Source organism: Saccharopolyspora sp. NPDC002578, from assembly GCF_053592695.1.
On sequence record NZ_JBSFWJ010000024.1, the window covers coordinates 1 to 26,406 of the forward strand.

The following is a 26,406-nucleotide window of genomic DNA, read 5'->3' on the forward strand; positions in this document are numbered from 1 at the left end:
AACCTCAGCTGCTTCCTCGCTGCGGGATCTTTTTCCCAAGTGGCTCCGCCACGAGGGAAAAAGCTGTCCTCGCGAGGAAGCAGCTGAGAACCCGCCGGTGGTCGTTTTGCTCGGGCTGGTCACTGCTCAGCGGCTTCGCCGCTGACAAGACGAAGACCGTTCCGCCTGACTACCAGGTCACCGGGAGTTCGTGGACTCCGTAGACGGCGCCGTCGTGCTTGAACGGGATCTGCTCGATGTCCGTCGCGAGCCGCAGGCCGGGGATGCGGCGGTAGAGGGTGCCGTAGACGACCTGCAGTTCCATCCGGGCGAGGCCCTGGCCCAGGCACTGGTGCACGCCGAAGCCGAAGGCCACGTGGCTGCGGGCGTCGCGGTCGATGTCGAGGCGGTCGGGGTCGTCGAACACGGCGGGGTCGCGGTTGCCGATGTCGTTGGGCACGACCAGCCCGTCACCGGCGCGGATGACCTCACCGCCGATCTCGATGTCCTCCAGCGCGACCCGGCGGCGGCCGTTGTGCGTGATGTTCAGGTAGCGCAGCAGTTCGTCGACGGCCGAGGCGACCTGCTTCGGGTCGTCGGTGTCGCGCAGCACGGCGAGCTGCTCGGGGTGGCGCAGCAGCGCCAGCGTGCCGAGCGCGATCATGTTCGCGGTGGTCTCGTGCCCCGCCAGCAGCAGGAGCACGCCCATCTGCGCGGCCTCGGCGCGGGTGATCTCGCCCGCTTCGACCCGTTCGGCGAGCCGGGAGAGCAGGTCGTCACCGGGCTCGGCGAGCTTCGCGCCCACCAAGTCGTCCAGGTAGGCCTCCAGCCGCCCGTGCGCGGCCATCCGCTCGTCCGGCGGCACGGCCAGGCTGATGAGCATCTTGCTGTTGTCCTGGAAGAAGTCGTGGTCCGAGTAGGGCACGCCCAGCAGCTCGCAGATCACCAGCGACGGCACCGGCAACGCGAAGTCCCGCACCAGGTCGGCCGGTTTCGGACCGGCCAGCATCGCGTCGATCCGGTCGTCGACGATCCGCTGCACGGCGGGCCGCAGCGCTTCGGTGCGCTTGATGGTGAACGGGCTGGCCACCATCCGCCGCAGCCGCGCGTGCTCGGGATCGTCCATCAGGATGAAGCCGATGCGCGGCCCGCCGGGACGGACCGGTGCGGAGCTCGGATAGCCGGGCCGGGTGATGTCGGCGCTCACCCGCGAATCCCCCAGCAGCGCCCGCTGTTCCGCGTAGCGCGTCACCAGCCACGGCGTGCTGCCGTCCCACAACCGCACCTTCGCCAGCGGCGCCTCTTCCTGCAACGGCCGCAGCGCGGGCGGCGGGTCGAACGGGCATCCGGCGGCTCGCTCCATCGGGTAGTCCGGAACGTCCGACCGGTTCACCGTGCTCGTCATCGTGCTCCTCTTTCCGTCCTGCAACGTCGGCCCCGCGCGTCCGGTCGAAAAACCTTTCCACGCGGGAGGATTCATCCGGTCATGGACACTGTCGGTCCACAGTGGCCGGACGGTTCGCGAGCTCCGGCGACGCTCGGGTCACGAGCTCGTCGTGATCGGGGCCAGCCACAGCCCGCAGAGCGCGTCGATCAGCCCGGCCGCGGCGTCGCTCCAGCTGGCCCGCGGCGTCCCGACGCCCTCGGCCAGCGCGCGCTCCCGCTCCGCGGACATGTGCACCATGAGCTGCCGCGCCATGTCGCCCCGCTCCGCGCGCACCTCGTCGGCCATCGCGGGCAGGCACCGGTGCAGCCCGTCGATGATCTGGCGCAGCGACGGAGCGCTCAGCGCTTCCTCCACCATGATCGGGCGCAACGCCGGATCGGTCATCACCTGCGCCCCGAACCGCGCGAACCAGGTCGGATTCCCCAGTTCCGCGAGGTGTTCCAGGCTCGGCCGCACCAAGCACGCCACCCAGTCCCGCACCCCCGCGTCACCACCGAGCTCGGCGACCATGCCGACCCGGATCGCTTCGACGGGCGCCGAGCGCTTGCGCACGATCGCCCGCACCAGGTCCGCCTTGGTGCCGAAGTGGTAGCCGACGGCCGCGTTGTTGCCCTGCCCCGCGGCCTCGCTGACCTGGCGGTTCGACACGGTGATCACGCCGTGCTCGGCGAACATCCGCTCCGCCGCGACCAGGATCGACTCCCTGGTCTCCCCGACCCGCTCACCCCGCACCGTGCGGTCCGCCATCCCCACAACCCTCCTCGAACCGCGCTCACCCACTCCACCCCAGTCAACCGCCCACCCATTATTAAGTCAAGCGACTGATCAAAAACACGGGAGCTCGCACCGGTAACCCGTCGACACGAGCGGACGACGGGAAGCCGGTTCATGTCACGTTGACAACAAACCTGAGCCCGGCTTAGCCTCGGCTTCGAGAGCTATTTGTCAGTGCGACAAAAAGGGGTCATCGATGCAGATCCACTGCTCGTTGCGGCTCGCGACTCGAACGGTCGTCGCGGCTTTCCTCGCCGGGGCCGTGCTCGGCGGCACGTTCACCGGGTACTCGCTCGGCGCCGCGCAGCCGCCACCGCCCGCTGCGCGGGACTCGTCCGCGGAGCCCGATCAGGACCTGGCGTTGCGCGACCACATCATCGGCGGGACCAACGACTCCGCGGGACCGGCCCGGTAGAGCGCGGCCGGGCGGCCGTTCGCCGAGGACCGCCTGCCGCCGGTGGGGATCACGAAGCCGTCCGCGTCGGTGACCTTCCGGTGGAAGTTGGGCTTGTCGAGCTCGACCTCCCACACGGCCTCGTACACCGCGCGGAGGTCGCCGATGGTGAACTCCGCACCGCAGAAGGCCGTGGCGATGGTGGTGAACTGCAGCTTCCGCCCGGCCGCCCGCACCGCGTCGCGCAGGATGGCGTCGTGGTCGAACGCGAGCCCGGTCTCCCGCGCCTCGGCGACCGGGGTCCAGCTCGCCGCACGCGCGTCCGAGCCCGCCGCGGGCAGCGGCAGGTCGGGCGCGATGGCGAGGAACGCGCAGGTGATCACCCGCGGATCGCGGGGATCACGATCGGGAGCGGAGTACGTCCCGACCTGCTCCAGGTGCAGTTCGTCGGCCGCGATCCCCGTTTCCTCCCGGAGTTCGCGGGCCGCCGTCTCCTCCAGGCTCTCCCCGCCGCGCAGGAAACCCCCCGGCAGCGCGAGCCGGCCCGCGAACGGCGGCACGCCCCGCTCCACCAGCAGAACGCACAACTCGCCGGAGCGGATGGTCAGGATCACGAGGTCCGCGGTGACCGCGACCTGCTGCCGAGCACGAGACACACGAGGCACACCCGGAACCCTACGCTTTTGTCACTTCGACAGAAACCGGAAGCGGCGGCGCGCGGCGATCGAGCGAAGATCCCGCGGAAGATCGGGTGAGTGTGACTTCTGACGTAGAACACCGCGTGCGAGCGGTCTTGAATGAGGTGAGCAACAGCCGGATTCGTTCTACCGCAAGGAGGTTCTCCATGATGGCAACGACTTCCCCGCACCGAACCGAAGACCGGCACCACCGTCGGCACACCGGGCTGGGCCCGTTCCTGTGGTCCGCGCTGATCGTCGCCGCGGCGATCACCGAGACCTGGCAGTCCCCTGCCGAGCGGGGATTCGCGCTGCTCGCCCTGGTGCTGGTGGGCGTCGGCACGCTCGCCGTCGTCGTCCTGAAGCTCCGCGCCGGGGACGAGGACGAGCGGTGATCCCGGGTTCCGCGCGAGATCCCGAGATCGCGCGCAACGCGTGCGGTCTCGGGATCGGCTCACCTCAGCCCAGCGTGCGGGCGAGTTCCGCTGCGTCGGGGATGAGCAGGACCGCTACGAGGATCAGGCAGATCAGCTCGATGGTGCGCTCGATGCGCTTGCCGCCGCGGGAACCGACGCTCCAGCGCATCGACTTCGGCAGCACGTGGCCGCGTCGCCAGCGCGCGCCGGAGCAGCGGGCGCCGGACTTGCGGCTGCACTTCGCGCAGCGGCGGCGGATCGGGAACGTCCAGCAGATGCCGCTGCGCGTGGCCGAGTCCCCCACCGAGTGCACCACCATGCCCATCGTGATCGACAATCCGGCGAACCAGCCGAGTTCGGCCATCGCTCCGGCCACCGCGAGCGACCAGGTGATCGCACCCGCCGCGAGCAGCGCCACCGGGTCCTGATCGGTGCACAGCCTGCGGCGGACCCAGCGCGGCCCGGAGCGGGACAGGGCGCTGATCCCGGGCGCCAGCACCATGATCATCGCGATGCCCGTCACCCACGGGGTCAGCAGCGCGCCGAGTCCGACGAGCAGCCCCAGCGATGCCGCGAATATCGGCGTGTGCACCAGGCCGCGGTGTTCGCCGTCGCCCCTCGGGTCGTGCGGCAACCGGGTCTTGCCGTAGGTGGTGCGGGCCAGGAACTGGAAGCACTCCCCGACGAGCGCGGTGACTCGGCCGCCGCTGCGGTAGGCCGTCGCGCCGTCGGCGTCGAGGTCGGGCAGCAACGCGGCGCCCGCGCCCAGCAGTGCGCCCACCGCCGTCCCCGCCACCCCGAGGTCCGCGCCGGTGAGCGCACCGACCGTGCTGCTCGACACCGCTCCCGCCAACGCTCCGGTGCACGCGTGGCCGCCCGCTTCCATGGTCCTGTTCGCTCCCTCCGCCACGGCGCAGCGGCCGTGCGGGCGAACGCGACGCTCGGCCGAACGGCGTAGCGCCGGAAACCAGGGCCGACGGTTTTCCGTTGCGGCCCAAGGAACATTGAACATGATCTTGAAGCGGAGCGGCGCGGCAGCGGTCGAATTCACCCGCAACGACGCACGGCGGCGGAGGGATTTCCCTTGCACAGCGGCGAACGGGGGACGACGCGGACCTACTCGCGCACCGGGTGGCCGGTGGTGACGTCGACGTGCCCGGGAACCTCGTCGTGGTCGTCGCCGACCGAGAGCGTTCCCGTCGGCTCCACCAGCAGCACCGCCGCACCGCCGGCCGACGAGGGCTTGTGGAACGTGCCGCGCGGCACCACGAACACCGATCCGCGCGGCAGCGTCACGGTCCGCTCACCCTCCCGCTCGCGCAGCGCGATGTCGATTTCGCCGTCCAGCACCAGGAAGAACTCGTCGGTCTCCAGGTGCACGTGCCACACGTGCTCGCCGTGGAACCGGGCCAGCCGGATGTCGTAGTCGTTGAGGTAGGCGATGATCCGCGGGCTCCACACGGCGTCGAATCCGTCCAGCGCGGTCTTGAGGTCGATCGGGTTCGTGGTCACGACCGCCATCCTCGGCTGGTCCGCGGCCACCACGAGTGCTAGGAATCGCACATGCCGCAAGAATCCTCGCACCGGGTCGTGGTGCTGGTCGACGAAGGCTCGAACCCGTTCGAAATGGGCGTGGCCACCGAGCTGTTCGGCCTGCGCCGCCCCGAACTGGACCGCCCCTGGTACGAGTTCGCGATCTGCGCGGCGCGGCCCCGGGTGCGGATGCACCTGGGCATGTTCACGCTCTCCGACGTCGCCGGTCCGGAGGCCGCGGACGCGGCGGACACGCTGATCGTGCCCAACCGGCCCGATCCGGAAACGCCCGCCTCGCCCGCGGCGCTGGCCGCGGTCGAACGCGCCGCGCGGCGCGGAGCCCGCCTGGTGAGCTTCTGCACCGGAGCCTTCACCCTCGCCGAAGCGGGCGTGCTCGACGGGCGGCGGGCCACGACGCACTGGCGTTGGGCCGCGGAGTTCGCGCGGCGATTCCCCTCGGTGCGCCTGGAACCGGACGTGCTCTACGTCGACGACGGCGACGTGCTCACCGCGGCGGGCAGCGCGGCGGCGCTGGACCTCGGACTGCACCTGATCAACCGCGACCACGGTGCCGAGATCGCCAACGCCGTGAGCAGGCGGCTCGTGTTCACCGGCCACCGCGACGGCGGCCAGCGCCAGTTCGTGGAACGGCCGGTGCCGGACGTGCCGGACACGTCGCTGGCGCCCGCCCTGGACTGGGCCCGAGCGCACCTGGACCGGCCGCTGACCGTGGCGGACCTGGCGGCGCGGCTCGCGACGAGCCAGGCGACGCTGCACCGGCGGTTCCGCGCGGAGCTGGGCACGACACCGCTCGCCTGGCTCACCACCGAGCGGATCGCGCTTGCCTGCCGCCTCATCGAACGCGGCGAGCTCGGCTTGGACCGCGTCGCCGCGTCCAGCGGCTTCGGCACCTCCGCCAACCTCCGCGCCCGCTTCCGCGAGCACACCGGCCTCACCCCGTCGGCCTACCGCCGCCGGTTCGGGACGACTCCCGCGGAGCCGGTGCCGGAGCGGGGGTGACGCGAAGTGCGTTCAGCGCCAAGGGAATGCGGCGGCAAGCGGCGGCGGACGCGCCGGGCGCCCGCCGCCGCGCACCGCTACTCGTCGGCGAGCGGCTCCGCGCTGATCTTGCGCAGCATCAGCCCGCTGGCCGACGCCGCCAGCGCCGCGACCAGCAGGCCGAGCACGATCGGCGCCAGGATCGCCGGTGTCAGCGTGGTGCTCTGGTCCAGGACGCTCAGCAGTCCGAGGCAGACGCCGGTGCCTCCCGCGGTCGCGATGCCCGCCGCGACCAGCGCCGGGAGCGCCGCCTCGACGTGCAGGGCGCGGACCAGCACCCGGCTCTGCGTGCCGGCGGCGATCAGCGCCCCCAGCGTGCGGCGCCGATCGATGACCGACCCCGCGGCCGTGATCGCCGCGCTGCCCGCCGCGAGCACCGACGCGATCGACAAGCCGATCACCGTGATCCGGTGCAGGTCCCCGGTCTGGACGTCCCCGGCGACGTTGCGCGACTCGATCGACTCGATGTCCGCACCGGGGATCGTGCGCGCCATGGCGGTGCGCACCGTGATCCGGTCCGCTCCGGTGGGCGGGAGCACGGACAACGTGGCCTGCTCCGAGCCTTCCATCGCGGGCATCGCGCCCGGGTCGATGAGCACGGTGTCCAGGTTCGGCTCGGCGATGACCGGGGTTCCGGGCGGCAGCGGCGTGGCGGGCGGCCGATCGGAGCCGCTCGTGCTCGGGGTGACGGTGAGTTCCGACGTCGGCTGCCCGCTCGGCACGTGGACGCCGGGCGGCCCCTCGCACGAAGGCCGGAAGGGAGTCACCTCACGAGCGGCGCGGCAGTCGATGACCAGGCCGAAGGTGGACGAGTCGCCGGCCCCGCCGATCAGGACCTGCTCGTAGTCGGCGACGGTGGCCCGCACGCCCTGCGCCGCCAGTTCCTCGGTGAGGCGTTGGCGCAGTTCGGGTGCTCGGCTGCTGGGCACGTCCGCGAGGATCACGCCCTCCTCATCCCAGCTGCCCATCGAATTCGGCCCGGCGGTCATCGCGGGCAACGCCGTCAGCGCCATCGATCCGATGAACACCGCGAGCACCATGCCGGACGACGACCGGTAGGCGCTCTTCGGGTCGCTGACCAGCCGCCTGCCCGCCAGCAGCACCGACGGACCGCGCCACACCCGCGCGAACAGCCGACCGATGGTGGCGGTGATCCAGGGCCCGATCAGCGAGAACGACCACGCCACCGCGGCGATCGGCAGCACGAGGACCAGGAATCCCGCGCCGTCGTCGTACTTCACCATGCCGAGCACGAACAGCGCGGCGACCACCGCGATGATCAGCAGCCGCCACGCCTTGGGCCTGCCGCGCTGCTGCCCGGTGGCCGCGCTCAGCGGCGCGCGCACGACCCGGCCGGCGCCCAGCACGGACGAGGCCACCACGAGCGCCGGAACGCCGATCGCCACGCCCAGGACCGCCCAGATCGACGGGGTGATGTCGCTGACGAACCAGGTGCCGTTGCCCCAGGGGATCATCGCGATGAGGTACCGCAGCGGCCAGGTCAGCAGCACTCCCGCCGCGGTGCCGACCACCGCGGCCAGTCCGGTCTCCGCGGCGACCGTCGAGACCACTTGGGACGGAGTCGCACCCGCCATCCGCAACGACGCCATCCTGCGTTCCCGGCGCGCCGCGGTCAGCCGCGACGCCGAGGCGACCAGCACGAGGCTGGGTGCGGCGAGCACGAACAGGCCGAACAACGCCATCGGTTGCAGCAGCAGGTCCTCGGACGCCGCCTGGATCGTCACCGAGGAGTACGGGTTGGCGACGGCGGCGGCCTCGTCCAGCGCGCCTTGCGGGTGCCCGACGATCGCGACGAGCTGTTCCGGGTAGCGCAGCAGCCCCGGGTCGATCGTGCCCGCGATGCGCTGCGGGAAGCGGTCGGCCAGTTCGCCGTCCGGCAGCGCGGCGGCCTTCTCCGCGAGCGCCGGGGACAGCCGCGCCTCGCCGGGAGCCGGGAATTCCGGGGCCTTCCCACCGCCGGTGGCGCCGGAGACGTCCAGCCGGGTGATCATCTCGCCGCGCACGTAGTCCTGGGAGGCGAGTTCCACCCCGCCCGTGTCGGACACGCCCTGGTGCCCGTCCTGCCAGGAGGAGCGGTCGGTGCGCGCCTGCGCTGCGTTCGGCAGCGCGGTGAGGATCAGCACCAGCGCGGTCGCCACCATCACGCCGGCGGCGGTCAGGATCGCCGAGGTTCGGGTTCGGGAGTCGTGCCGCAGCACCCGCACGGCCAGCTGCACGGGGTTCATCCCGCCACCGCCCCGCCGCTCACGGGAGCGCCGGTCGCGATGAGGCCGTCGCGGATCTCCACGACACGGCTGCACCGGGCGGCCAGCTCGCGGTCGTGGGTGACCACGACGACCGCGGCACCCGTTCGGCTCGCGCTGTCGGCCAGCGCGCGCATCGTCGCTTCGCCGGTGCGGGTGTCCAGCGCGCCGGTCGGCTCGTCGGCGAAGATCACCTTCGGGTCGTGCGCCATCGCCCGCGCGATCGCCACCCGCTGGGCCTGGCCGCCGGAGAGCTGTCCGGGCAGCCGTTGCTCCATGCCGCCCAGGCCCAGCGCCGCCAGCCACTCGCGGGCGATGCCGGTGGCGGTGCGCCGGTCGGTGCCGCCGAGCAGCAGCGGCAGCGCCACGTTCTCCTCCGCGGTCAGCTCGCCGACGAGCATGCCCTGCTGGAACACGAAGCCGAATTCGTGGCGCCGCAGCTCGCTGCGCTTGGTCTCGGAGAGCTGGTCGACGCGGCGCTCGCCGAAGACGACCTCCCCGCGGTCCGGGCGCAGGATTCCGGCGAGCACGTGCAGCATCGTGGTCTTGCCGGAGCCGGACGGGCCCACGATCGCCAGCACCTCACCGGCTCGAACCTCGATGTCCGCGCCGCCCAGCGCCCAGTGCTCGCCGTACTGCTTCGCCAAGCCGTGGCCCGCCAGCACCGTCCGGCTCGCCGGTATGTGCCCCTGCTGCATGTGTTGTTCCCCTCGGTCCCGATGCGCGCCGTGCGGCGCAGGAAGTCGATCGGGGGAAACGTTCGCAGCGGAGGAGGAGCGCGCACCTCATCCGACAGGCCGCGCGGGGTCGGCTGATCGGCCGGAGCTCCTGGTCCATCAGGCCAGGTGGAGCGTTCAACCATGCCGCTGCGGCGGGGTTTCCGGCCGGCTGCCGGTGCGAACCCGAGCCGGGCCGGCGTCGCGCGGGCAGGCTCCGCGCGACCTCGCGGAACCCGTTTTCGGGGAAGTGCTCGGCCCCGGCCGGAACCCGTTGCGCCGCAACGATTCGAAGCGCACCGCCGGTGCCGGTGCTACCCCGCCAGTTCGAGGTCTTCGAGGCTGCGGCGGGAGGTCTCCCGCACGCAGAAGTACGTGAACACCAGTGCCAGCACGGCGAAACCGGCGAAGATGCCGAACACCGCGCCCGCGCCGAACACCAGCAGCACCGGGAAGAACTGGGACACCAGCAGGTTCGCCGTCCAGTTCACGAACGAGCCGACGCCGACGCCCATCGTGCGCACCCGCAGCGGGAACTGCTCGGGCAGCAGCACCCACATCAGCGGTCCCCAGCTCAGCGAGAACGCGACCTTGAACACCGCCAGGCAGATCACCGCCCCCGCCGCACCGGCCACGCCCCCGAGCAGCTCACCGCCGAACAGCACCGCGAGCACCGTCATGCTCAGCAGCATCGCGGTGCCACCGATCAGCAGCAGCCTCCGCCGCCCCACCGAATCCACGACGCGCGCGGTGACGAGGGTGGTGACGATGGACAGCGCACCGAGCCCCACGCTGTTGAGCAGGGCGGCGCTGTCACCGAAACCGGCCGCCTGCAAGATCGTCGGCGCGTAGTAGACGATCGTGTTGATGCCGATGAACTGCTGAAGCAGGGCGAGCCCCACCGCGATCAGCAGCGGGCGCCGCAGCGCGGGCGTCAGCAGTTCGCGCCACCGCGCGCGGTCACCGGCCGGTTCGGCTTCCTTCGTGCGCTGGATGTCGGCGAGCACCCCGTCGGCTTCCTCCTCGCCGACCTGCGTGCCGAGCACTCGCCGCGCCTCGTCGGGCCTGCCGTGGGCGACGAGCCAGCGCGGTGTCTCCGGCGAGCGGGACACCCCGATGAGCAGCAGCAACGACGGGATCAGCGCGATGCCGAGCATCCAGCGCCACGCGCCCCACGGCGACAGCAGCAGGCTCGTCAGGTAGGCGGCGAAGATGCCGATGGCGATCATGAGCTGGTTCAGCGTGGCGATGCCGCCGCGGTTGCGGGTGGGCGCCAGTTCCGAGAGGTAGGTCGGCACCACCACCGAGGCGATGCCGACGGCGAGACCACCGAGCACCCGCGCGGCGACCAGCGTCGCGACTCCCGGCGCGACCGCCATCCCGATCGCGGAGAGCCCGAACACCGCCGCGGCCAGCTGCAGGATCGGCCGCCGCCCCCACCGCTCCGCCAGCGCGCCCGCCACCAGGCTGCCGAGGATGGCGCCGAACATCAGCGAGCTCACCACCAGGCCCTTCGTCCACGGCGTCAGCTGCAGCGCAGGGCCGATGAACAGCAGCGACCCCGCGGCGATGCCCTGGTCGTACCCGGCGAGGATGCCGCCGAAGGAGCCGAAGAAGAACACGGACCGCGCCGCGGCGGACGGACTCGACGATCGGGACTCGGACATGTGGAGCTCTCCACTTCCGGTGGTGGCACGGCGCCGCGTGCGCAGCGGCCGTGATCAGTGCGATGGAGAGTGGCACCGGCGATGATTTGCGTCAACACTCCGTCAGAATGTGGACTGATTTTTGACGAAGCACGTTCGTAAACGGACGATCGGCGGGTTACGCTGCGGCCATGACCGACCCCGCCCCGACCGCGCTGCACCGGTTGCGCCAGAGCAACGCCGAGCGCGTGCTCGGTTGCCTGCGCAGGCACGGCGAGTTGAGCCGCGCCGAGGTCGCCGAACACAGCGGGCTGTCCCGCACGACGCTCTCGACGATCCTCGGCGACCTGATCCGGCGCGGAGTGGTCGTGGAGACCGAGCTCCCGCCGTCGAACCGCCGCGGTCGCCCCACCGGCGGCCTGGCGCTCAACCCCGGCGCGGGCCAGTACCTCGGCCTTGAGCTGGGGCGCAACCGGATCAGGCTGGTGCTGGCCGACGCCGCGCACCGCGTGCAGGCCCGCGACGACCTGTCCTACGGCTCGGCGCGCGGCGCGGCCGACCGGTTGGCGCTGGCCGAGCGCGCCGTGCGGGAGGCCGCCGACCGCCACGGCATCACGCTGGGCACGCTCGCCGGGATCGGCGTGGGCTCCACCGGCCCCGGTGAGCTGGTGCTCGCGCCCGCCGCCGGGCTGGCGGAACCCGACGGGCTGCGCGGGCGGGAGCTGATCGCCGACCGGCTGGCCCGCGCGTTCGAGGTGCCGGTGGGCGTGGACAACAACACGCGGCTCACCGCCCTCGCCGAAGCCACCTGGGGCGCCGCCGCGGGGGCGTCCGACCTGCTCTACGCGCACTTCTCGCACGGCACCGGCGGTGGCCTGATCATCGGCGGGCAGCTGATCCGCGGCACCGGCGGGGTCGCCGCCGAACTCGGGCACCTGTGCGTCGACGACACCGGCCCGGAGTGCTGGTGCGGCGGGCGCGGCTGCCTGGAGCGCTACGCCTCGGTGCCCGCGGTGCTGCGCGCGACCGGGCACCGGCGCTGGGCGGTGCTGCGGGACGCGCTGGCCGGCGACGGCGCCGAATCCGAGGTGGTCCGCACGGCCGGGGAGCACGCCGGGGCGGCGCTGGCGGCGATGTGCACGGCGGTGAACGCGGGCCGGGTGGTGCTCGGCGGCGAGCTCGCCGAGCTGGGCGAACCGTTCCTGCGCCCGCTGCGCGAGTCGTTCGCGCGGCGCGCGATGCGGTCGCTGCGCGGCGGCGTCGAGTTCGGCACCGCGGGCACCGCACCGTGGGGCGGCGCGCTGGGCGGGCTGGCCCTCGCGCTGCACGAATCTCCCCTGCTGGCCCGCTATCCGCTGCCGCAGCACCCCGAGCAGGCCGCCGCGCCGGACGCCGAATCCGGCCGTTGACCCGACCCCGCCCGACGCTTCCCGCCGAGGAGATCTCCGTGCCGCGCAACATGCTCTTCCTGATGACCGACCAGCACCGGATCGACACGATCGGCTGCTACGGCGACCCGACCGCCGTGCGCACCCCGAACCTGGACGCGCTCGCCGCGGGCGGCACCCGCTTCGACAACTGCTTCACCCCCACCGCGATCTGCACGCCCGCCCGCGCGAGCCTGCTCACCGGCTACGCGCCGTTCCGGCACAAGCTGCTGGCGAACTACGAGCGCAACGTGGGTTACCTGGAAGATCTGGCGCCCGATCAGTTCACCTTCGCGGAATGCCTCGCCGAGCGCGGCTACAACCTGGGCCTGCTCGGCAAGTGGCACGGCGGGGTGCGGCGCAACGCGGCCGACTACGGATTCCAGGGGCCGGACCTGCCGGGCTGGCACAACCCCGTCGACCACCCGGATTACCTGGCGTACCTGGAGGAGCACGACCTCCCGCCGTACTCGATCCGGGACGAGGTGCGCGGCACCGCGCCGAACGGCAACCCCGGGAACCTGCTCGCCGCGCGGCTCGACCAGCCGGTGGAAGCGACGTTCGAGCACTACCTGACCACGCGCACCATCGAGATGCTGCACCGCTTCGCCGCCGACGAGTCCACTTCGGACACACCGTTCTTCTTGGCGACGCACTACTTCGGCCCGCACCTGCCGTACCTGCTGCCGGATTCCTACTACGACATGTACGACCCGGCGCAGATCGAACTGCCGCGCTCGATCCAGGAGACCTTCGAGGGCAAACCGCCGGTGCAGCGCAACTACAGCGCGCACTGGGCGTTCGACACCATGTCGCCGGAGGACAGCCGCAAGCTCATCGCCGTCTACCGGGGTTACGTGACGCTCATCGACGAGCAGATCGGCCGGTTGCGCGACGCCATCGACGAGCTCGGGCTCAGCGACAGCACCTCGATCATGTTCACCGCCGACCACGGCGAGTTCACCGGCGCACACCGGCTGCACGACAAGGGACCGGCGATGTACGACGACATCTACCGCATCCCCGGAATCGTGTCCGTGCCCGGCCAGTCCCCGCAGGTGCGGGACGAGTTCGTCAGCCTCACCGACTTCACCGCCACCATCCTGGACCTCGCGGGCGAGGACACCTCGCCCGCCGTGGACAGCCGGAGCCTGCTGCCGCTGGTGCGCGGCGAGCAGCCCGAATGGGCACCGGACCTGGTCGCCGAGTACCACGGCCACCACTTCCCGTACCCGCAGCGCATGCTGCGCGACGCCCGCTACAAGCTGGTGATCAACCCCGAGTCGCACAACGAGCTCTACGACCTGGAGCTCGACCCCGACGAGCTGCACAACCGCTACGAGCAGCCCGAGGTCCGCGAGGTCCGCAACGCGATGCTGCGCCGCCTCTACACCCTGCTGCGCGAGCGCGGCGACAACTTCTACCACTGGATGACCAGCATGTACCCCGTCGGCGAAACGGACTACGACCCGACGCTGAGCTCGTTCTGAGCGACGGCGGAGCAGCCCCGGCGGATTCGCTTCGCCGGGGCTTCCTCGCGGAGTTGGTCAGCCGTCGAAGCGACCGGACTTCAGCGCACCGACGAACGCCGACCACTGCCCCGCCGACGCCGTGAAGTGACCCGCCGTCCGGTCCTTGGTGTCGCGAACAGCGGCACCATCGGCCACCCGGCCGACCTCGACGCAGTCGGTCTGCTGAGCTGACCTGCTGGACTTGCGCCAACCACTCGGCTGTCTGCTCATCATTTCCCTTCCAGCTCAGTGAGCCGTCGAGCGATGAGCTCGGACGACTTCTTCGGAAATAGCGCGCTTTTGCGACGCACCGTTGCCTCCTCCGACTCGGCTCTGGTGTCCACCAAGACCGAGAAGCCCCGGCGGATTCGCTTCGCCGGGGCTTCCTCGCGGAGTTGGTCAGCCGTCGAAGCGACCGGCCTTCAGCGCACCGACGAACGCCGACCACTGCCCCGCCGACGCCGTGAAGTGACCCGCCGTCCGGTCCTTGGTGTCGCGGACGGCGGCACCATCGGCGACCCGTCCGACCTCAACGCACGCGGTGTTGTTGCTCGACCGCTTCGCCTTCCGCCATCCTGCCGGTTGCTGTGTCACAGTCAGCTCTCCTCCAGGCCTGTCTCCACACTGCGTGCGGCGATGAACGTCAGCGTGTCGTCCGCGCTCAATGCCGCGTCTCGGAACGGGTCAGCCGTCGAACCGGCTGGCCTTCACCGCACCGACGAACGCCGCCCACTGGCCGGCCGTGGTGGTGAAGTACCCCGCCGCTCGATCTTTGGTGTCGCGAACAGCAGCGCCATCGACCGTCCGGCCGACCTCGACGCAACTGGTCTGTTGAGCTGACCTGCTGGACTTGCGCCAGCCGCGAGGCTCGGTGCTCATGGTGCTCCTTCCAATTCGGTGATTCGCCGGGCGATGACCTTGGAGGACTGCTCGACGGTCATCGCCACCCGCGAGACGCTATCGACAGCCAGCCGGTACGCGGATATGTCTTCTGCCTCAGCGAGGAAAGCGGACGAACTGACGTGTTCGACGTGAACGATCGGCCCGGCCTTCGGGAACTCGAAGTAGATGAACGATCCGCTGAGCGCCGCGTTCCACGACGTCAGGTCCGCAGGGACCACCTGAACCGTCACGTTGGGCTGCTCGGACATCGTCATCACGTGGCGGAGCTGCTCGGCCATCACGTCATCGCCGCCCAGCTTCTTCCACAAAGCCGATTCCTCGATGAACGCGTGGAACTCGGGAGATCGGTTTCGCCTCATCAAGACATCGCGTCGTCCGATCCTCATCGCGACACGGGCGTCCACCTCGTGCGAAGGCATTCCGCCCATGATGGCGCGGGCGTAGTCGGACGTCTGAAGAAGTCCTGGGATCAGGATCGGTGAGACGTCGGTGATCGACGTCGCGGTGCGTTCGAACTCCATCAGGTCGGTCAGCTCGTGGTTGATGCCGAGCGAGCCCGCCGAACCCGACTTCAGCCAGTTGCCGCCACCGTCGTGCTCCCGCGCCATCTCGACGAGACGGTCCCGCTCGGCCTCGGAGGTACCGAGCGCGGTCATGATCGACGCCACCTCTTCGGGTGATGGTGATCTGGCCGCCTGTTCGTTGCGCGTGTATTTCGAGTGGTGGCCGCCGATCCGGTGCGCCAGTTCTCGCACCGTCACCCCTGCGCGCTCACGGATTTCGCGCAGCTCGGCGCCCAGCGCGCGGTTGCGCGGTGATCCGGTCCTGTTGCGGCTCATGCACCAAGCCTAGATCGTCGCAGCTCCACTGGTGGGACATCACCCGAAGGAGTCATCGCCGACTGGCGCAGTTGGCGCTAATGTTGCCGCACCAAAGAAGTTCGATCATCGATTTCATAGTCCGGCGAACCTGATTCCAGACAAGCTTTTCCTGTTCGGCACCTGCATTTCGACGTGTTCGGTACAAGCACAGGACTGGGTGGGATCTCTATTCATGGCGCGGTTGGCGCACCTGGCGCGGCGGCGATTCGGAGAGTGGTGCGAATGACCATCGGCATCCTGCTCGGCCTGGTGGCGTGGGTGCTCGTGTTCGGGCCGGTGTTCCTGGTGTGGTGGTTGCCCGGAGCTCGTGCGGACGCGCGGCGGGAGCGGTGGCCGTGATCCGCGTGCGGTTCGTGCTCCCGGACGGATCGCACTCGATCCACGCCACGACCGCAGCACCCGAGGAGTGGGGCGACGCGCGCATCGCCGAAGCCTTGTGCGGTGCGGTGATCACCGTGCCGCGAGGAGCTCGCCGCGTTCGACCACCACGGGACTCCTACTGCGAGAGCTGCACCGAGATCTACGCGGCCCGCCATCCGCTCACCCCGTTCCGCCTCCCGTCCGAAGGCCCGATTTGAAGGGGGCTCGATGCCCGCCCAGCACACGATCACCGTCCCGTGCCGGGACATCGCGTTCCGGGATCGCGCCGTGCACCTCGGCCGCATCCGCCGCGGGATCAGCCTGCGCGTCCCGGAAGAGGCGCACGCGATCCTCGACCTCGCGCAGGCCGAGGAACTGCACCGGGAGCTCGGCGCGGCGATCAACGGAGTCCGCGTCGAAGTGGAAGCGGCCGGCTCATGAGCGCGCCGACGGACCACTCCGCCGCACCGCCGGCCTGGATCACCTCGGAGTGGTGTTCGACCTGGCACCTCAGCGGCAGGACGACGCGGGGCGCGGTGATCGTCGCGAGCTGCGGGCATCCGCTGAGCGGGCGGATGTCGCGGGTCTTCGACCGGCCGCCGCCGCTCGACACCCGCCAGGTCTGCCAGGCGTGCGTGGCCGCCACCAGCACCCGGCCGGGCTCAGTCCGGTTCCCGGTGCTGGAGGACGCGCTCGTGGTGATGGCCGAGCGCCGGTCGTCGCGCGCCACGACGCCGCCGGAGCCCGATCCGCCGATCACCTGGCCGGACACGGACCCGGACGCGCCCGGAGTCCGCGCGCAGTTTCGTCCACTGCGGATCGTGCCGCGCGTCGAACGGATCTCGACCGCGCGGGCCGCTTGATCCACCCCTGATCGCGGCCCGTCGTCCCGCCCTCCCCCGAGCGGCGGCGGGCCGCACGTCCGGCCGGTGCTCGCTCACCACCCCGACTCGGAGCGAGTACCGGTCGGACCCCCCGGTTACCAGGCGACTTCGAGCTTCTTGAGGCTGTGGACGAAGTGGAAGGCGCGGAATTCGAGCTCGTCGCCGGGGGGTGACGGCGTGCAGGTTCGGGAATCGGCGCAGCAGCGCGGGAAACGCCGTGCACATCTCCATCCGCGCCAGCGGCGCACCCACGCAGTGGTGCACGCCGTGGCCGCATTCGACGTGGTTGCCCGGCTCGCGGGTGACGTCGAGGGCGTCCGGGTCGTCCACGAGCTCGTCGTCCCGGTTCGCGCCAGGTGGTCCTACCCTGAAGCGGGATGCGGATGACCCGTTCGCCCGCCCGGAGCGGGGACGAACGGGCCGTCCTTCCTCGATTCGGCTACCAGGCCACGTCGAGCCGCTTGAGGCCGTAGACGAAGTGGTACGAGCGGAACTCGCCCTCGTCGTCCGGCGTCGCGGTGCGCAGGTTCGGGAATCGGCGCAGCAGCGCGGGGAACGCCGTGCACATCTCCATCCGCGCCAGCGGCGCACCCACGCAGTGGTGCACGCCGTGGCCGAACCCGATGTGGTTGGTCTGCTTGCGGGTGACGTCGAGCTTCTCCGGGTCGTCCACCAGTTCGGGGTCCCGGTTGGCGGCGGGCAGCGCGAACACCACGATGGAGCCCGCAGGCACGACCTGCCCCGCGATCTCCACGTCGGTGGTGGTCACCCTCGGGGCGCCGGAGTGCACGATGCTCAGCCAGCGCATCAGCTCCTCCACCGCCGGAGCGACGCGTTCCGGCTCATCGCGCACCAGCGCCAGCTGATCCGGGTGCCGCAGCAGCGCGAGCGTGCCGAGACCGAGCATGTTGGAAGTCGTCTCGTGCCCGGCGACCAGCAGCAGGCTCGCGATGCCCGTGAGATCGGGGGTTTCCAGGTCGTCGCCGTGCTCGCGCACCAGCATGCCCAGCATGTCCTCGCCCGGATCCGCCTGCGCCCGCTCCACGAGCTCGCGCATGTACGCGCGCTGCTCGACGTTGAGGCGCAGCCGCTCCTCCTCGGGCAGCGAGGTGTCCAGGGCCTTGCCGGTGCGCTCCTGGAACTCCGCCCGGTCCTCGTAGGGCACGCCCAGCAGCTCGCAGATCACCAGCGACGGCACCGGAAGCGCGAAGTCCGCGACCAGGTCGCGCGGGGCGCCCGCGCGCTCCATCGCGTCCAGGTGCTCCTCGACGATCTCCTCGATCCGCGGCTGCAACCGCCGCATCCGCCGCACCGTGAACTCCGGCGTCAGCATCCGCCGCAACCGCGTGTGCTCCGGCGGGTCGTAGGCGAGCAGGTTGCCGCGGCGCATCTCCGCCGCCTCCTGCTCGGAGAGCCCGTGGTCGGGGCGCTTCCAGACGTTGCTGAAGCTCTGCGCGTCGCCGAGCAGGGCTCGGACGTCGGCGTGCCGGGTCACCAGCCAGGCGTCCGCGCCGAACGGGGTCCGGACCTGCGCGAGCCCGCTGCCCTCCCGCACCGCGGCGAGGTCGGGCACGGGGTCGAAACCGTTGCGGCGCATGTGCAACGGGAGTTGCGGTGTGGCGGGTGCGTCGGCCGAGCTGTCCGTCGCTGAGGACATTGGGCACTCCTGAAGTCGGCGGGGGAACCCGCTCGACACTACATAAGCGAGAGTCGCCTCTCACTTAGAGTTCTCTCAGCAACCTCCGTCCGCCGGGGCGCACGGCAGGTCCGCGCCCGCGCCCGCACGGGTCCCGTCGAGCAGCACCGCGAGGTAGCGCCGCCACCCCTCCGGCGCCCCGGTGGCGCGCTTGGCCGCGCCGCTGCCCGCCGCCGCCAGCACCATCACCACGAACGCCGTCAGATCGCGCTCGACCAGGTCCGCCCGCACCGAACCGTCGCGCTGCGCGCGGCGCAGCACCTCCCCCATCGGGCCGAGGAAGCGCGGCACCACGTCCGCCATGTCCACGCCCGTTTCCCGCACGGCCAGCAGCAGCGACTCGTTCTCCACCACCGTCGCCAAGCTGCCGGTCAGCCCGCGGGTCAGCCCCCGCCAGGCGTCCGGATCGGCCGCGGCCTCGTGCAGCAGCGGCTCGACCTCCTCGGTGAAGTACTGGTCGAACACCGCGCGCACCAGCTCCTGCCTGCCCGCGAACCTGCGGTACAGCGTGGCCAACCCCACCTCCGCGCGGCGCGCGACGTCCTCCAGCCGGATCGCCGGACCGTGCTCGGCGAGCTCCGTCCGCGCGGCGGCCAGGATGCGCAGGTGGTTGCGCTGGGCGTCGGACCGCAGCGCACGCTTCGACCCGTTCTCCGAATCGGACATCGCACCAGCATGCCGGACCCGTGCGGAGTTCAGGCCGACCGGGGCGAAGCACCACCCGCAGCTCCGACAACGCACGAACAGCGCGTGTGGGTGATCGTGAGCGTTTTCCTGTCAGCGAGGAAGCCGCTGAGGTTCCGCCACCCGACCCACTGCGCAGGTCCGTTCTGGAAGAAGCCCGAAGCGACCGAGTAACCTCACGGCCGGTAATCCCGGCCGGTCCGGCCGGATGAACGACACCCCGGTTTCGACGGCCGGATGTGATGCGCGGCCAGGAAGGAACTCAATGAGCACGCAGGTGGAAACAGCCGAATTCCAGGCTGAGGCGCAGAAACTGCTCCAGCTGATGGTGCACGCCATCTACTCGAACAAGGACACGTTCCTGCGGGAGCTCATCTCCAACGCCTCCGACGCCATCGACAAGTTGCGGCTGGCTTCCTACCAGGACAAGGACCTGCAGGTCGACACCGACGACCTGCACATCCTGATCGAACCCGATCAGGAGCAGCGGACGCTGACGATCCGGGACAACGGCATCGGCATGTCCAAGGACGAAGTCCGCGACCTGATCGGCACCATCGCCAAGTCGGGCACCGCGGAACTGCTCCAGGAGCTCAAGGACACCTCCGACGGCGCCGCCGCGCAGGAACTGATCGGCCAGTTCGGGCTCGGCTTCTACTCCAGCTTCATGGTCGCCGACAAGGTCACCCTGCTGACCCGCAAGGCCGGCGAGGACACCGCGACCCGCTGGGAATCCAGCGGCGAGGGCACCTACACGATCGAGACGGTCGACGAGGCCCCGCAGGGCACCGCGGTCACGCTGCACCTCAAGGCGGAGGACCAGGAGGACCGGCTGCTCGACTACGCCGACACCCGGACCCTCACCCAGATCGTCAAGAAGCACTCCGACTTCATCGCGTGGCCGATCCGCATGGAGGTGGACAAGCCCGGCGAGGACGGCGAGTCCACCCGCGAGCTCGACACGATCAACTCGATGAAGGCGCTGTGGGCCCGCCCGAAGGGCGAGGTCGAGCAGTCCGAGTACAACGAGTTCTACAAGCACGTCGCCCACGACTGGAACGACCCGCTGGAGACCATCCACCTGCGGGCCGAAGGCACCTTCGAGTACCAGGCGCTGCTGTTCATCCCCGCCACCGCGCCGTTCGACCTGTTCTCGCGGGACCAGAAGCGCGGCGCCCAGCTCTACGTCAAGCGCGTGTTCATCATGGACGACTGCGAAGAGCTGATGCCGGAGTACCTGCGGTTCGTCAAGGGCGTCGTGGACGCGCAGGACCTGTCGCTCAACGTCTCCCGCGAGATCCTGCAGCAGGACCGCCGCATCCAGATGGTGCGCCGCCGCCTCGTGAAGAAGATCCTCACCACGGTGCAGGAACTGCAGTCCGGCGACGCCGAGCGCTACGCGACGTTCTGGGAGAACTTCGGGCAGGCCGTCAAGGAAGGCATCGTCGGCGACCCCGACAACAGCGAGCTCATCCTGGACATCTCCTCGTTCGAGTCGACCCGCGACGAGAGCGAGAAGACCACGCTGCGCCAGTACATCGAGCGCATGCCTGAGGACCAGGACGCGATCTACTACATCACCGGCAACTCCCGCAGCAAGATCGAGAACTCCCCGCACATCGAGGCGTTCCGGGACAAGGGCCTGGAGGTCCTGCTGCTGAGCGACCCGATCGACGAGATGTGGGTCGAATCGGTGCCGGAGTTCGAGGGCAAGAAGTTCCAGTCCATCACCAAGGGCGAAGTCGACCTCGACGAGGACTCCGAGCAGGACGCCCAGCAGAAGGAGGACTTCGCCGGGGTCCTGACCTGGATGAGCACCGCGCTGTCCGACGACGTCAAGGAAGTGCGGCTGTCGTCGCGGCTGAGCAGCTCCCCCGCCTGCATCGTCGGCGACAACCACGACATGACGCCGACGCTGGAGAAGATGTACCGGGCGATGGGCCAGCAGGTGCCGCGCGTCAAGCGGATTCTGGAGATCAACCCGACGCACCCGCTGGTGAGCGGCCTGCGCAGCTCCTTCGACGAGAACGGCGAAGGCGAAGACCTCACCGAGACCGCGCAGCTCGTCTACGGCATGGCGCTGCTGGCCGAAGGCGGCGAACTCCGCGACCCCGCGCAGTTCACCTCCCTGCTGGCGAACCGCCTGGCGAAGACTTTGTGATGTCGTTGGCCTGCGCAGGGGTCAGGTAGCGGAACCTCAGTGGCTTCCTCGCTGCGGGATCTTTTCTCCAAGTGGTTCCGCCACGAGGAAAAAACCGTCCTCGCGAGGAAGCCACTGAGAACCCGCCGGTGGTCGGTTTGCTCAAGCCGGTCACTGCTCAGCGGCTCCGCCGCTGACAAGACAAGGCAAAGACGAAACCCTGAACCGGGCCGGGGCGCGATGTGCGCTCCGGTTCTGTTCAGTTCGCGGCCGTCGTCCGTTCGGTGCGGAGTTCGTGCAGTTCTGCGCGGAGTTCGCGGACCTCCACCAGCAGCTCGCCGACGGTGTCGGGGTCCTGGTCGCGCAGGCGGCGTTCGTGGCCGACCTGGCTCTCCATCGCGCTCACCGCCACCGCGATGAACAGGTTGAGCACGGTGAAGGTCGTCACCGCGATGTAGACGACGAAGAAGATCCACGCGAGCGGCTGCTCGGACATCACCTCGCGGGCCACTTCCGACCAGGCCTCGCCGGTCATCACCTGGAACAGCGTGAACAGCGAATCGCCCAGATCCCCGAAGTACTCCGGGGAAGTGGCGCGGAACAGGGTGGTCGCCAGCACGGCGGCGACGTAGAGGATGAGGGCCAGCAGCGCGGCGATGGAGGCCATGCCCGGCAGCGCCGACAGCAGCGCCGACACGACCCGGCGCATGCTCGGCACCACCGAGATCAACCGCAGCGCCCGCAGGATGCGCAACGCCCGCAGCACCCCGAACTCGCCGGAGGCGGGCGCCAGCGCGACACCGATGATCACGGCGTCGAAGACGTTCCACGGGTCGCGGAAGAACCGCTCCCGGTGCACGTAGAGCCGCGCGGCAAGCTCGGTCACGAAGACCAGCAGCGCCAACCGGTCCACCGCGTGCAGCAGCGTTCCGTGCCGGGCCATCAGCGCGGGCACCGTCTCGCAGCCGAGGGTGATCGCGTTGAGCACGATCACGCCGACGATGAACGAGTGGAACGCGGGCGCTTCGACGACGTTCCGGACGCGCTCCCGCACGCTCATGGCAGTACTCCCGCTCGCGACTCCTCCCCCGGCACGGAGATCAACTTAGCGGCAGCCGGTCGATTCGCGACGAGCGGGGATGACGCGATGTGACGCGCCTGCGGCCGCGCGTGCACCCGCGGCCACAGGCGGCATCGCAGCTCAGAGCGTCGCGGTGTCGATCACGAAGCGGTAGCGGACGTCACTCGCCCTGACCCGGTCGTAGGCCTCGTTGACCTGGGAGGCGGAGATCACCTCGACCTCGGCGCCGATGCCGTGCTCGGCGCAGAAGTCCAGCATCCGCTGGGTCTCCGGGATGCCGCCGATCATCGAACCCGCCAGCGACTTGTTGCCCGCGATCAGCGAGAACGCGTTGTAGGACAACGGTTCCGACGGGGCTCCCACGTTGACCATCGCGCCGCCCGCGGCGAGGGTGCCGAGGTAGGCGTCCACCGGCAGCTGCGCCGACACGGTGTTGATGATCAGGTCGAAGCGGCCCTTGAGCGCGTCGAACGTCGACGCGTCGGAGGTCGCGTAGTAGTCGGTGGCGCCCAGGCGCAGCCCGTCCTCCTGCTTCTTGAGGCTCTGGCTGAGCACGGTCACCTCCGCGCCCATCGCGACCGCGATCTTGACCGCCATGTGCCCGAGCCCGCCGAGCCCGACCACGGCGACCTTCTTGCCGGGGCCCGCGTGCCACTGGTTCAGCGGCGAGAACGTCGTGATGCCCGCGCACAGCAGCGGAGCGGCGACGTCGAGGCCGATGCCGTCCGGGATGCGGCAGACGAAGGCGTCCTTGACGACGACCTGCTTGCTGTAGCCGCCGTAGGTGTTCTCGCCGTCGAAGCCGACGCCGTTGTAGGTCTGCACGTTGCCGCGCTCGCAGAACTGCTCGGTGCCCGCTCGGCACGGCCCGCACTCGCCGCAGGAGTCGACCATGCAGCCGACGCCCACGCGGTCGCCGACCTGGTAGCGGGTGACCTCGGAGCCGACGGCGGCGACGGTGCCCGCGATCTCGTGGCCCGGCACCATCGGGAAGATCGCCGTGCCCCACTCCTCCGCGGCCTGGTGCAGGTCGCTGTGGCAGATGCCCGCGTAGGCGATGTCGATCAGCACGTCGTCCGGGCGCAACGACCGGCGCTCGATCGTGGTGCGTTCCAGCGGAGCTCCGGCCTTCGGCGCGGCCAATGCTGCTGTCGTGGTCATGGCGTCCTCCCTGCTCTGACGTGACCGGTATTGCCAGTTGCGCATACCTTTTCTAAAGTAAGAACCCTCTTACATCGTTCGCAAATCGAAGGGCTGTGACGTCACCCATGTCACGCGGCTACCACCACGGCGAACTGCGCGCCGCGCTGGTGCGAGCGGCCCGCGAACTCATCGCCGAGCGCGGGGTCGCCGAGTTCTCCGTCGCGGAGGTCGCCCGCCGCTGCGCGGTGAGCTCGGCGGCGCCGTACCGGCACTTCGCCGACCGCAACGCGCTGCTGGCGGCCGTGGCGCTGTCGGTGGCGCACGAACTGCACGACGAGGTCACCGCCGCCACCGCGCGCCACACCGACCCGGCCCGGCGGCTGGCCGACGCGGCGGCGGCCTACACCGGGTACCTGATCCGCCACGGCACGGGGCTGCCCACCGTGTTCGCCGGACCGCTGCGCGGCGACCGCTTCCCCGAGCTGCGCACCGCGGGCCGCGAGCTCACCGACGAGTACCTGTCGCTGTGCTTCGCCGTGTCCCCGTCGGCCGAGCGGGCGCTGCTGCTGCTCGAACAACTGCTGACCCAGGCCCACGGCTACGCCACGTTCTACCTGGACGGAGTGCTGTCCATGCAGGGCTACGACCTCGACGTCGTCACCGCCAAGTCCGCCGAAGCCGCACTGACCACCATCAACGGCTCCCGGCTGAGCTGAGGCCGCGCGAACCACGCGCCCGAACGAGGGACATCGGCTCGCAACGGTCCGGCAACCCTTCCGCGCGGCGGTCGGCCTGCTGTTGTCTGCTGGAAAGACGTCATCATCGGGGATGACCTCGGTTCGGCGGGAGGACCTCCATGTCCCAGACCCTCCAGACGACGACCGCCACCTCCGCCCGGGACCGCGCGCAGGCGTGGCTGGCGGACTTCGAGGCGGCGCTGACCGCACGCGACGCGAACCGGGCGGCCGGCCTGTTCGCGACCACCTCGTTCTGGCGCGACCTGGTCGCGTTCACCTGGAACCTCAAGACGGTCGAGAACCGCGACGGCGTGGCCGACCTGCTGCGCGCCACGATGGACGCAGCGGACGCCCGCGAGTTCCGGGTGACCGAGGAACCGGCGGAGTCCGACGGGATCGTCGAAGCGTGGTTCGGATTCGAGACCGCCGCCGGGCGCGGCGAAGGGCACCTGCGGCTCACCGACGAGGGTGCGTGGACGCTGCTGACCGCACTGCAGGAGCTGACCGGGTTCGAGGAACCGAGCGGGCACCGCCGCCCCATGGGCGCCGAGCACGGCGTCGACCCGGACCGGCGGACGTGGCGGGAGGCGCGGGACGCCGAACTCGCCGAGCTGGGCGACTCCCGGCAGCCGTACGTGCTGGTGGTCGGCGGCGGCCAAGGCGGCATCGCGCTGGGCGCGCGGCTGCGCCAGCTCGGCGTCGGGCACCTCGTCGTGGACCAGCACGAGCGGCCGGGTGATCAGTGGCGCGGCCGGTACAAGTCGCTGTGCCTGCACGATCCCGTCTGGTACGACCACCTGCCGTACCTGGACTTCCCCCGGAACTGGCCGGTGTTCGCGCCGAAGGACAAGATCGCGGACTGGCTGGAGATGTACACGAAGGTCATGGAGATCAACTACTGGGGCTCGACCCGGTGCACCTCCGCGACCTTCGACGACCGGACGCAGGAGTGGACGGTCGAACTCGACCGGGGAGGCACGCCGATCACGGTGCGGCCGAAGCACCTCGTGCTCGCCACCGGCGTGTCCGGAAAGCCGAACGTGCCGGAATTCCCCGGCCAGGACCGGTTCCGCGGCGAACAGCACCACAGCTCGCGGCACCCCGGCCCCGACGCGTACCGGGGCCGGCGGGCCGTGGTGATCGGCTCGAACAACTCCGCGTTCGACATCTGCGCGGCCCTGTGGGAGGTCGGCGCGGAGGTGACCATGGTGCAGCGGTCCTCCACGCACATCTCGAAGTCGGACTCGCTGCGGGAGCTGTCGCTGGGGCCGCTGTACTCGGAGGAAGCGGTCGCGGCGGGCATGACCACGCAGAAGGCCGACATGACGTTCGCGTCGATGCCGTACCGGATCATGCCGCGGTTCCAGAAGCCCGCCGTGGAAGCCATGAAGGAGCGCGACGCGGACTTCTACGCGCGGCTCGCCGAAGCCGGTTTCCTGCACGACTTCGGCGACGACGACTCCGGCCTGTTCATGAAGTACCTGCGGCGGGGCTCGGGCTACTACATCGACGTGGGGGCGGCCGAGCTCATCACCGACGGGCGGGTGGGCCTCGCGCACGGGCAGGTCGCCGAGCTCACCGAGGACTCCGTGGTGCTGGCCGACGGCACCGAACTGCCCGCGGACCTCGTGGTCTACGCGACGGGCTACGGCTCGATGAACGGGTGGGCCGCGGACCTGATCGGCCAGGACGTCGCCGACAAGGTCGGCAAGGTGTGGGGCCTCGGCTCCGACACCACGAAGGATCCGGGGCCCTGGGAGGGCGAGCAGCGCAACATGTGGAAACCGACCAGGCAGGAAAACCTGTGGTTCCACGGCGGCAACCTGCACCAGTCCCGGCACTACTCGCTCTACCTGGCCCTGCAGCTCAAGGCCCGAGCGGAAGGCGTCCCCACCCCCGTCTACGGCATCCCCGAGGTGCACCACACGAGCTGACCGCGTCCCGTCCCACCGGTCCGGCCGATCCCCTCCGGGCCGGCGGGACGGGCACCGCTCGCAGAAGACCGCTCTCCTGGAGCAGCGGATCAACCGCAACGGATCACAGCGCCGCCGATT

Annotated in this window: 27 protein-coding genes; 11 read left to right on the plus strand and 16 right to left on the minus strand. The window is 70.6% G+C overall.

Annotation, left to right across the window (positions count from 1 at the left end; all coding sequences use genetic code 11):
* Positions 1 to 169 precede the first annotated feature (169 nt).
* Both ACWD38_RS14060 and ACWD38_RS14065 read right to left on the minus strand, forming a co-directional pair.
* Positions 170 to 1,384 carry a cytochrome P450 gene (locus ACWD38_RS14060; RefSeq protein ID WP_450124182.1) on the minus strand — a complete coding sequence of 405 codons (1,215 nt, stop codon included), beginning with the start codon at positions 1,382 to 1,384 and terminating at the stop codon, positions 170 to 172.
* 138 nt (positions 1,385 to 1,522) lie between these two features.
* Positions 1,523 to 2,173 (minus strand): TetR/AcrR family transcriptional regulator, encoded by a 651-nt coding sequence (locus ACWD38_RS14065; RefSeq protein WP_184480860.1) that lies wholly within the window; start codon positions 2,171 to 2,173, stop codon positions 1,523 to 1,525.
* Positions 2,174 to 2,396: 223 nt separating this feature from the next.
* On the opposite strand from ACWD38_RS14065, the gene ACWD38_RS14070 reads away from it, so the two are divergent.
* Positions 2,397 to 2,615 (plus strand): hypothetical protein, encoded by a 219-nt coding sequence (locus ACWD38_RS14070; protein ID WP_184480862.1) that lies wholly within the window; start codon positions 2,397 to 2,399, stop codon positions 2,613 to 2,615.
* Here ACWD38_RS14070 and ACWD38_RS14075 read toward each other — a convergent pair.
* Entirely contained in the window at positions 2,549 to 3,250 is a 702-nt protein-coding gene (locus ACWD38_RS14075) for an NUDIX domain-containing protein (protein ID WP_184485543.1), read from the minus strand. The genes ACWD38_RS14070 and ACWD38_RS14075 overlap by 67 nt on opposite strands.
* A gap of 188 nt (positions 3,251 to 3,438) precedes the next feature.
* Between ACWD38_RS14075 and ACWD38_RS14080 the strand changes: the two genes are divergently transcribed.
* On the plus strand, positions 3,439 to 3,666 hold the full coding sequence (locus ACWD38_RS14080; RefSeq protein ID WP_184480864.1) for a hypothetical protein: 228 nt from the start codon (positions 3,439 to 3,441) through the stop codon (positions 3,664 to 3,666).
* A 64-nt stretch (positions 3,667 to 3,730) separates the two neighbouring features.
* Here ACWD38_RS14080 and ACWD38_RS14085 read toward each other — a convergent pair whose 3' ends face one another.
* Both ACWD38_RS14085 and ACWD38_RS14090 read right to left on the minus strand, forming a co-directional pair.
* Positions 3,731 to 4,573 (minus strand): metal-dependent hydrolase, encoded by an 843-nt coding sequence (locus tag ACWD38_RS14085; RefSeq protein WP_184480866.1) that lies wholly within the window; start codon positions 4,571 to 4,573, stop codon positions 3,731 to 3,733.
* 230 nt (positions 4,574 to 4,803) lie between these two features.
* Complete coding sequence (locus tag ACWD38_RS14090) at positions 4,804 to 5,199, minus strand: cupin domain-containing protein (protein WP_184480868.1); 396 nt, start codon at positions 5,197 to 5,199, stop codon at positions 4,804 to 4,806.
* A 51-nt stretch (positions 5,200 to 5,250) separates the two neighbouring features.
* On the opposite strand from ACWD38_RS14090, the gene ACWD38_RS14095 reads away from it, so the two are divergent.
* Positions 5,251 to 6,240 carry a helix-turn-helix domain-containing protein gene (locus tag ACWD38_RS14095; protein ID WP_450124183.1) on the plus strand — a complete coding sequence of 330 codons (990 nt, stop codon included), beginning with the start codon at positions 5,251 to 5,253 and terminating at the stop codon, positions 6,238 to 6,240.
* Between the two features lie 77 nt (positions 6,241 to 6,317).
* Here ACWD38_RS14095 and ACWD38_RS14100 read toward each other — a convergent pair whose 3' ends face one another.
* From ACWD38_RS14100 to ACWD38_RS14110, 3 genes are all read right to left on the minus strand, one after another.
* The gene (locus ACWD38_RS14100) at positions 6,318 to 8,525 is read right to left on the minus strand and encodes an FtsX-like permease family protein (RefSeq protein ID WP_450124184.1); all 2,208 of its coding nucleotides are present in this window, start codon (positions 8,523 to 8,525) and stop codon (positions 6,318 to 6,320) included.
* Positions 8,522 to 9,241 (minus strand): ABC transporter ATP-binding protein, encoded by a 720-nt coding sequence (locus ACWD38_RS14105; RefSeq protein WP_450124185.1) that lies wholly within the window; start codon positions 9,239 to 9,241, stop codon positions 8,522 to 8,524. The genes ACWD38_RS14100 and ACWD38_RS14105 overlap by 4 nt, the downstream gene beginning before the upstream one ends.
* A gap of 332 nt (positions 9,242 to 9,573) precedes the next feature.
* Positions 9,574 to 10,926, minus strand: coding sequence for a sugar porter family MFS transporter (locus ACWD38_RS14110; protein WP_184480875.1), 1,353 nt, complete (start codon positions 10,924 to 10,926; stop codon positions 9,574 to 9,576).
* Between the two features lie 170 nt (positions 10,927 to 11,096).
* Between ACWD38_RS14110 and ACWD38_RS14115 the strand changes: the two genes are divergently transcribed.
* The gene (locus tag ACWD38_RS14115; RefSeq protein WP_184480877.1) at positions 11,097 to 12,314 is read left to right on the plus strand and encodes an ROK family transcriptional regulator; all 1,218 of its coding nucleotides are present in this window, start codon (positions 11,097 to 11,099) and stop codon (positions 12,312 to 12,314) included.
* 38 nt (positions 12,315 to 12,352) lie between these two features.
* Positions 12,353 to 13,822: a sulfatase-like hydrolase/transferase gene (locus ACWD38_RS14120; RefSeq protein WP_450124186.1), complete on the plus strand. Its 1,470-nt coding sequence runs from the start codon at positions 12,353 to 12,355 to the stop codon at positions 13,820 to 13,822.
* A 57-nt stretch (positions 13,823 to 13,879) separates the two neighbouring features.
* Here the strand turns inward: ACWD38_RS14120 and ACWD38_RS14125 are convergent, their stop codons facing one another.
* From ACWD38_RS14125 to ACWD38_RS14140, 4 genes are all read right to left on the minus strand, one after another.
* Positions 13,880 to 14,074, minus strand: coding sequence for a DUF397 domain-containing protein (locus ACWD38_RS14125; protein ID WP_450124187.1), 195 nt, complete (start codon positions 14,072 to 14,074; stop codon positions 13,880 to 13,882).
* Positions 14,075 to 14,242: 168 nt separating this feature from the next.
* Entirely contained in the window at positions 14,243 to 14,437 is a 195-nt protein-coding gene (locus tag ACWD38_RS14130) for a DUF397 domain-containing protein (protein WP_184480879.1), read from the minus strand.
* 90 nt (positions 14,438 to 14,527) lie between these two features.
* On the minus strand, positions 14,528 to 14,722 hold the full coding sequence (locus ACWD38_RS14135) for a DUF397 domain-containing protein (RefSeq protein ID WP_184480881.1): 195 nt from the start codon (positions 14,720 to 14,722) through the stop codon (positions 14,528 to 14,530).
* Positions 14,719 to 15,585 carry a helix-turn-helix domain-containing protein gene (locus ACWD38_RS14140; protein ID WP_184480883.1) on the minus strand — a complete coding sequence of 289 codons (867 nt, stop codon included), beginning with the start codon at positions 15,583 to 15,585 and terminating at the stop codon, positions 14,719 to 14,721. Before ACWD38_RS14140 ends, ACWD38_RS14135 begins: the two co-directional genes overlap by 4 nt.
* A 377-nt stretch (positions 15,586 to 15,962) precedes the next feature.
* Here ACWD38_RS14140 and ACWD38_RS14145 point away from each other — a divergent pair, with 377 nt between their 5' ends.
* From ACWD38_RS14145 to ACWD38_RS14155, 3 genes are read left to right on the plus strand one after another with little or no spacing between them, the layout of a single operon-like run.
* On the plus strand, positions 15,963 to 16,205 hold the full coding sequence (locus ACWD38_RS14145) for a hypothetical protein (protein WP_184480885.1): 243 nt from the start codon (positions 15,963 to 15,965) through the stop codon (positions 16,203 to 16,205).
* Between the two features lie 10 nt (positions 16,206 to 16,215).
* Positions 16,216 to 16,428 carry a hypothetical protein gene (locus ACWD38_RS14150; protein WP_184480887.1) on the plus strand — a complete coding sequence of 71 codons (213 nt, stop codon included), beginning with the start codon at positions 16,216 to 16,218 and terminating at the stop codon, positions 16,426 to 16,428.
* Positions 16,425 to 16,850, plus strand: coding sequence for a hypothetical protein (locus ACWD38_RS14155; protein WP_184480889.1), 426 nt, complete (start codon positions 16,425 to 16,427; stop codon positions 16,848 to 16,850). The genes ACWD38_RS14150 and ACWD38_RS14155 overlap by 4 nt, the downstream gene beginning before the upstream one ends.
* 460 nt (positions 16,851 to 17,310) lie before the next feature.
* On the opposite strand, the gene ACWD38_RS14160 is transcribed toward ACWD38_RS14155, so the two are convergent.
* A complete protein-coding gene (locus tag ACWD38_RS14160; RefSeq protein WP_450124188.1) occupies positions 17,311 to 18,528 on the minus strand; it encodes a cytochrome P450 in 1,218 nt (405 codons plus the stop codon).
* Between the two features lie 75 nt (positions 18,529 to 18,603).
* Positions 18,604 to 19,233, minus strand: a complete 630-nt coding sequence (locus tag ACWD38_RS14165; protein ID WP_450124189.1) for a TetR/AcrR family transcriptional regulator — start codon at positions 19,231 to 19,233, stop codon at positions 18,604 to 18,606.
* A 283-nt stretch (positions 19,234 to 19,516) separates the two neighbouring features.
* On the opposite strand from ACWD38_RS14165, the gene htpG reads away from it, so the two are divergent.
* The gene (gene htpG, locus ACWD38_RS14170) at positions 19,517 to 21,412 is read left to right on the plus strand and encodes a molecular chaperone HtpG (protein ID WP_450124190.1); all 1,896 of its coding nucleotides are present in this window, start codon (positions 19,517 to 19,519) and stop codon (positions 21,410 to 21,412) included.
* Positions 21,413 to 21,650: 238 nt separating this feature from the next.
* On the opposite strand, the gene ACWD38_RS14175 is transcribed toward htpG, so the two are convergent.
* On the minus strand, positions 21,651 to 22,451 hold the full coding sequence (locus ACWD38_RS14175; protein WP_184480897.1) for an ion transporter: 801 nt from the start codon (positions 22,449 to 22,451) through the stop codon (positions 21,651 to 21,653).
* Positions 22,452 to 22,592: 141 nt separating this feature from the next.
* The gene (locus ACWD38_RS14180; RefSeq protein WP_184480899.1) at positions 22,593 to 23,633 is read right to left on the minus strand and encodes an NAD(P)-dependent alcohol dehydrogenase; all 1,041 of its coding nucleotides are present in this window, start codon (positions 23,631 to 23,633) and stop codon (positions 22,593 to 22,595) included.
* Between the two features lie 107 nt (positions 23,634 to 23,740).
* On the opposite strand from ACWD38_RS14180, the gene ACWD38_RS14185 reads away from it, so the two are divergent.
* Both ACWD38_RS14185 and ACWD38_RS14190 read left to right on the plus strand, forming a co-directional pair.
* Positions 23,741 to 24,331 carry a TetR/AcrR family transcriptional regulator gene (locus ACWD38_RS14185; protein WP_184480901.1) on the plus strand — a complete coding sequence of 197 codons (591 nt, stop codon included), beginning with the start codon at positions 23,741 to 23,743 and terminating at the stop codon, positions 24,329 to 24,331.
* 140 nt (positions 24,332 to 24,471) lie between these two features.
* Complete coding sequence (locus ACWD38_RS14190) at positions 24,472 to 26,286, plus strand: flavin-containing monooxygenase (protein ID WP_450124191.1); 1,815 nt, start codon at positions 24,472 to 24,474, stop codon at positions 26,284 to 26,286.
* Positions 26,287 to 26,406 lie beyond the last annotated feature (120 nt).

What these genes read in the sequence shown, in the direction of transcription:
- ACWD38_RS14185 (WP_184480901.1), top strand. Translation starts at nt 23,741, where the DNA reads ATGTCACGCGGCTACCACCACGGCGAACTGCGCGCCGCGCTGGTGCGA.
- ACWD38_RS14105 (WP_450124185.1), bottom strand. Translation starts at nt 9,241, where the DNA reads ATGCAGCAGGGGCACATACCGGCGAGCCGGACGGTGCTGGCGGGCCAC.
- ACWD38_RS14070 (WP_184480862.1), top strand. Translation starts at nt 2,397, where the DNA reads ATGCAGATCCACTGCTCGTTGCGGCTCGCGACTCGAACGGTCGTCGCG.
- ACWD38_RS14135 (WP_184480881.1), bottom strand. Translation starts at nt 14,722, where the DNA reads ATGAGCACCGAGCCTCGCGGCTGGCGCAAGTCCAGCAGGTCAGCTCAA.
- ACWD38_RS14065 (WP_184480860.1), bottom strand. Translation starts at nt 2,173, where the DNA reads ATGGCGGACCGCACGGTGCGGGGTGAGCGGGTCGGGGAGACCAGGGAG.
- ACWD38_RS14060 (WP_450124182.1), bottom strand. Translation starts at nt 1,384, where the DNA reads ATGACGAGCACGGTGAACCGGTCGGACGTTCCGGACTACCCGATGGAG.
- ACWD38_RS14115 (WP_184480877.1), top strand. Translation starts at nt 11,097, where the DNA reads ATGACCGACCCCGCCCCGACCGCGCTGCACCGGTTGCGCCAGAGCAAC.
- ACWD38_RS14190 (WP_450124191.1), top strand. Translation starts at nt 24,472, where the DNA reads ATGTCCCAGACCCTCCAGACGACGACCGCCACCTCCGCCCGGGACCGC.
- ACWD38_RS14125 (WP_450124187.1), bottom strand. Translation starts at nt 14,074, where the DNA reads ATGAGCAGACAGCCGAGTGGTTGGCGCAAGTCCAGCAGGTCAGCTCAG.
- ACWD38_RS14110 (WP_184480875.1), bottom strand. Translation starts at nt 10,926, where the DNA reads ATGTCCGAGTCCCGATCGTCGAGTCCGTCCGCCGCGGCGCGGTCCGTG.
- ACWD38_RS14095 (WP_450124183.1), top strand. Translation starts at nt 5,251, where the DNA reads ATGCCGCAAGAATCCTCGCACCGGGTCGTGGTGCTGGTCGACGAAGGC.
- ACWD38_RS14080 (WP_184480864.1), top strand. Translation starts at nt 3,439, where the DNA reads ATGATGGCAACGACTTCCCCGCACCGAACCGAAGACCGGCACCACCGT.
- ACWD38_RS14175 (WP_184480897.1), bottom strand. Translation starts at nt 22,451, where the DNA reads ATGAGCGTGCGGGAGCGCGTCCGGAACGTCGTCGAAGCGCCCGCGTTC.
- ACWD38_RS14155 (WP_184480889.1), top strand. Translation starts at nt 16,425, where the DNA reads ATGAGCGCGCCGACGGACCACTCCGCCGCACCGCCGGCCTGGATCACC.
- htpG (WP_450124190.1), top strand. Translation starts at nt 19,517, where the DNA reads ATGAGCACGCAGGTGGAAACAGCCGAATTCCAGGCTGAGGCGCAGAAA.
- ACWD38_RS14085 (WP_184480866.1), bottom strand. Translation starts at nt 4,573, where the DNA reads ATGGAAGCGGGCGGCCACGCGTGCACCGGAGCGTTGGCGGGAGCGGTG.
- ACWD38_RS14160 (WP_450124188.1), bottom strand. Translation starts at nt 18,528, where the DNA reads ATGTCCTCAGCGACGGACAGCTCGGCCGACGCACCCGCCACACCGCAA.
- ACWD38_RS14165 (WP_450124189.1), bottom strand. Translation starts at nt 19,233, where the DNA reads ATGTCCGATTCGGAGAACGGGTCGAAGCGTGCGCTGCGGTCCGACGCC.
- ACWD38_RS14100 (WP_450124184.1), bottom strand. Translation starts at nt 8,525, where the DNA reads ATGAACCCCGTGCAGCTGGCCGTGCGGGTGCTGCGGCACGACTCCCGA.
- ACWD38_RS14150 (WP_184480887.1), top strand. Translation starts at nt 16,216, where the DNA reads ATGCCCGCCCAGCACACGATCACCGTCCCGTGCCGGGACATCGCGTTC.
- ACWD38_RS14140 (WP_184480883.1), bottom strand. Translation starts at nt 15,585, where the DNA reads ATGAGCCGCAACAGGACCGGATCACCGCGCAACCGCGCGCTGGGCGCC.
- ACWD38_RS14180 (WP_184480899.1), bottom strand. Translation starts at nt 23,633, where the DNA reads ATGACCACGACAGCAGCATTGGCCGCGCCGAAGGCCGGAGCTCCGCTG.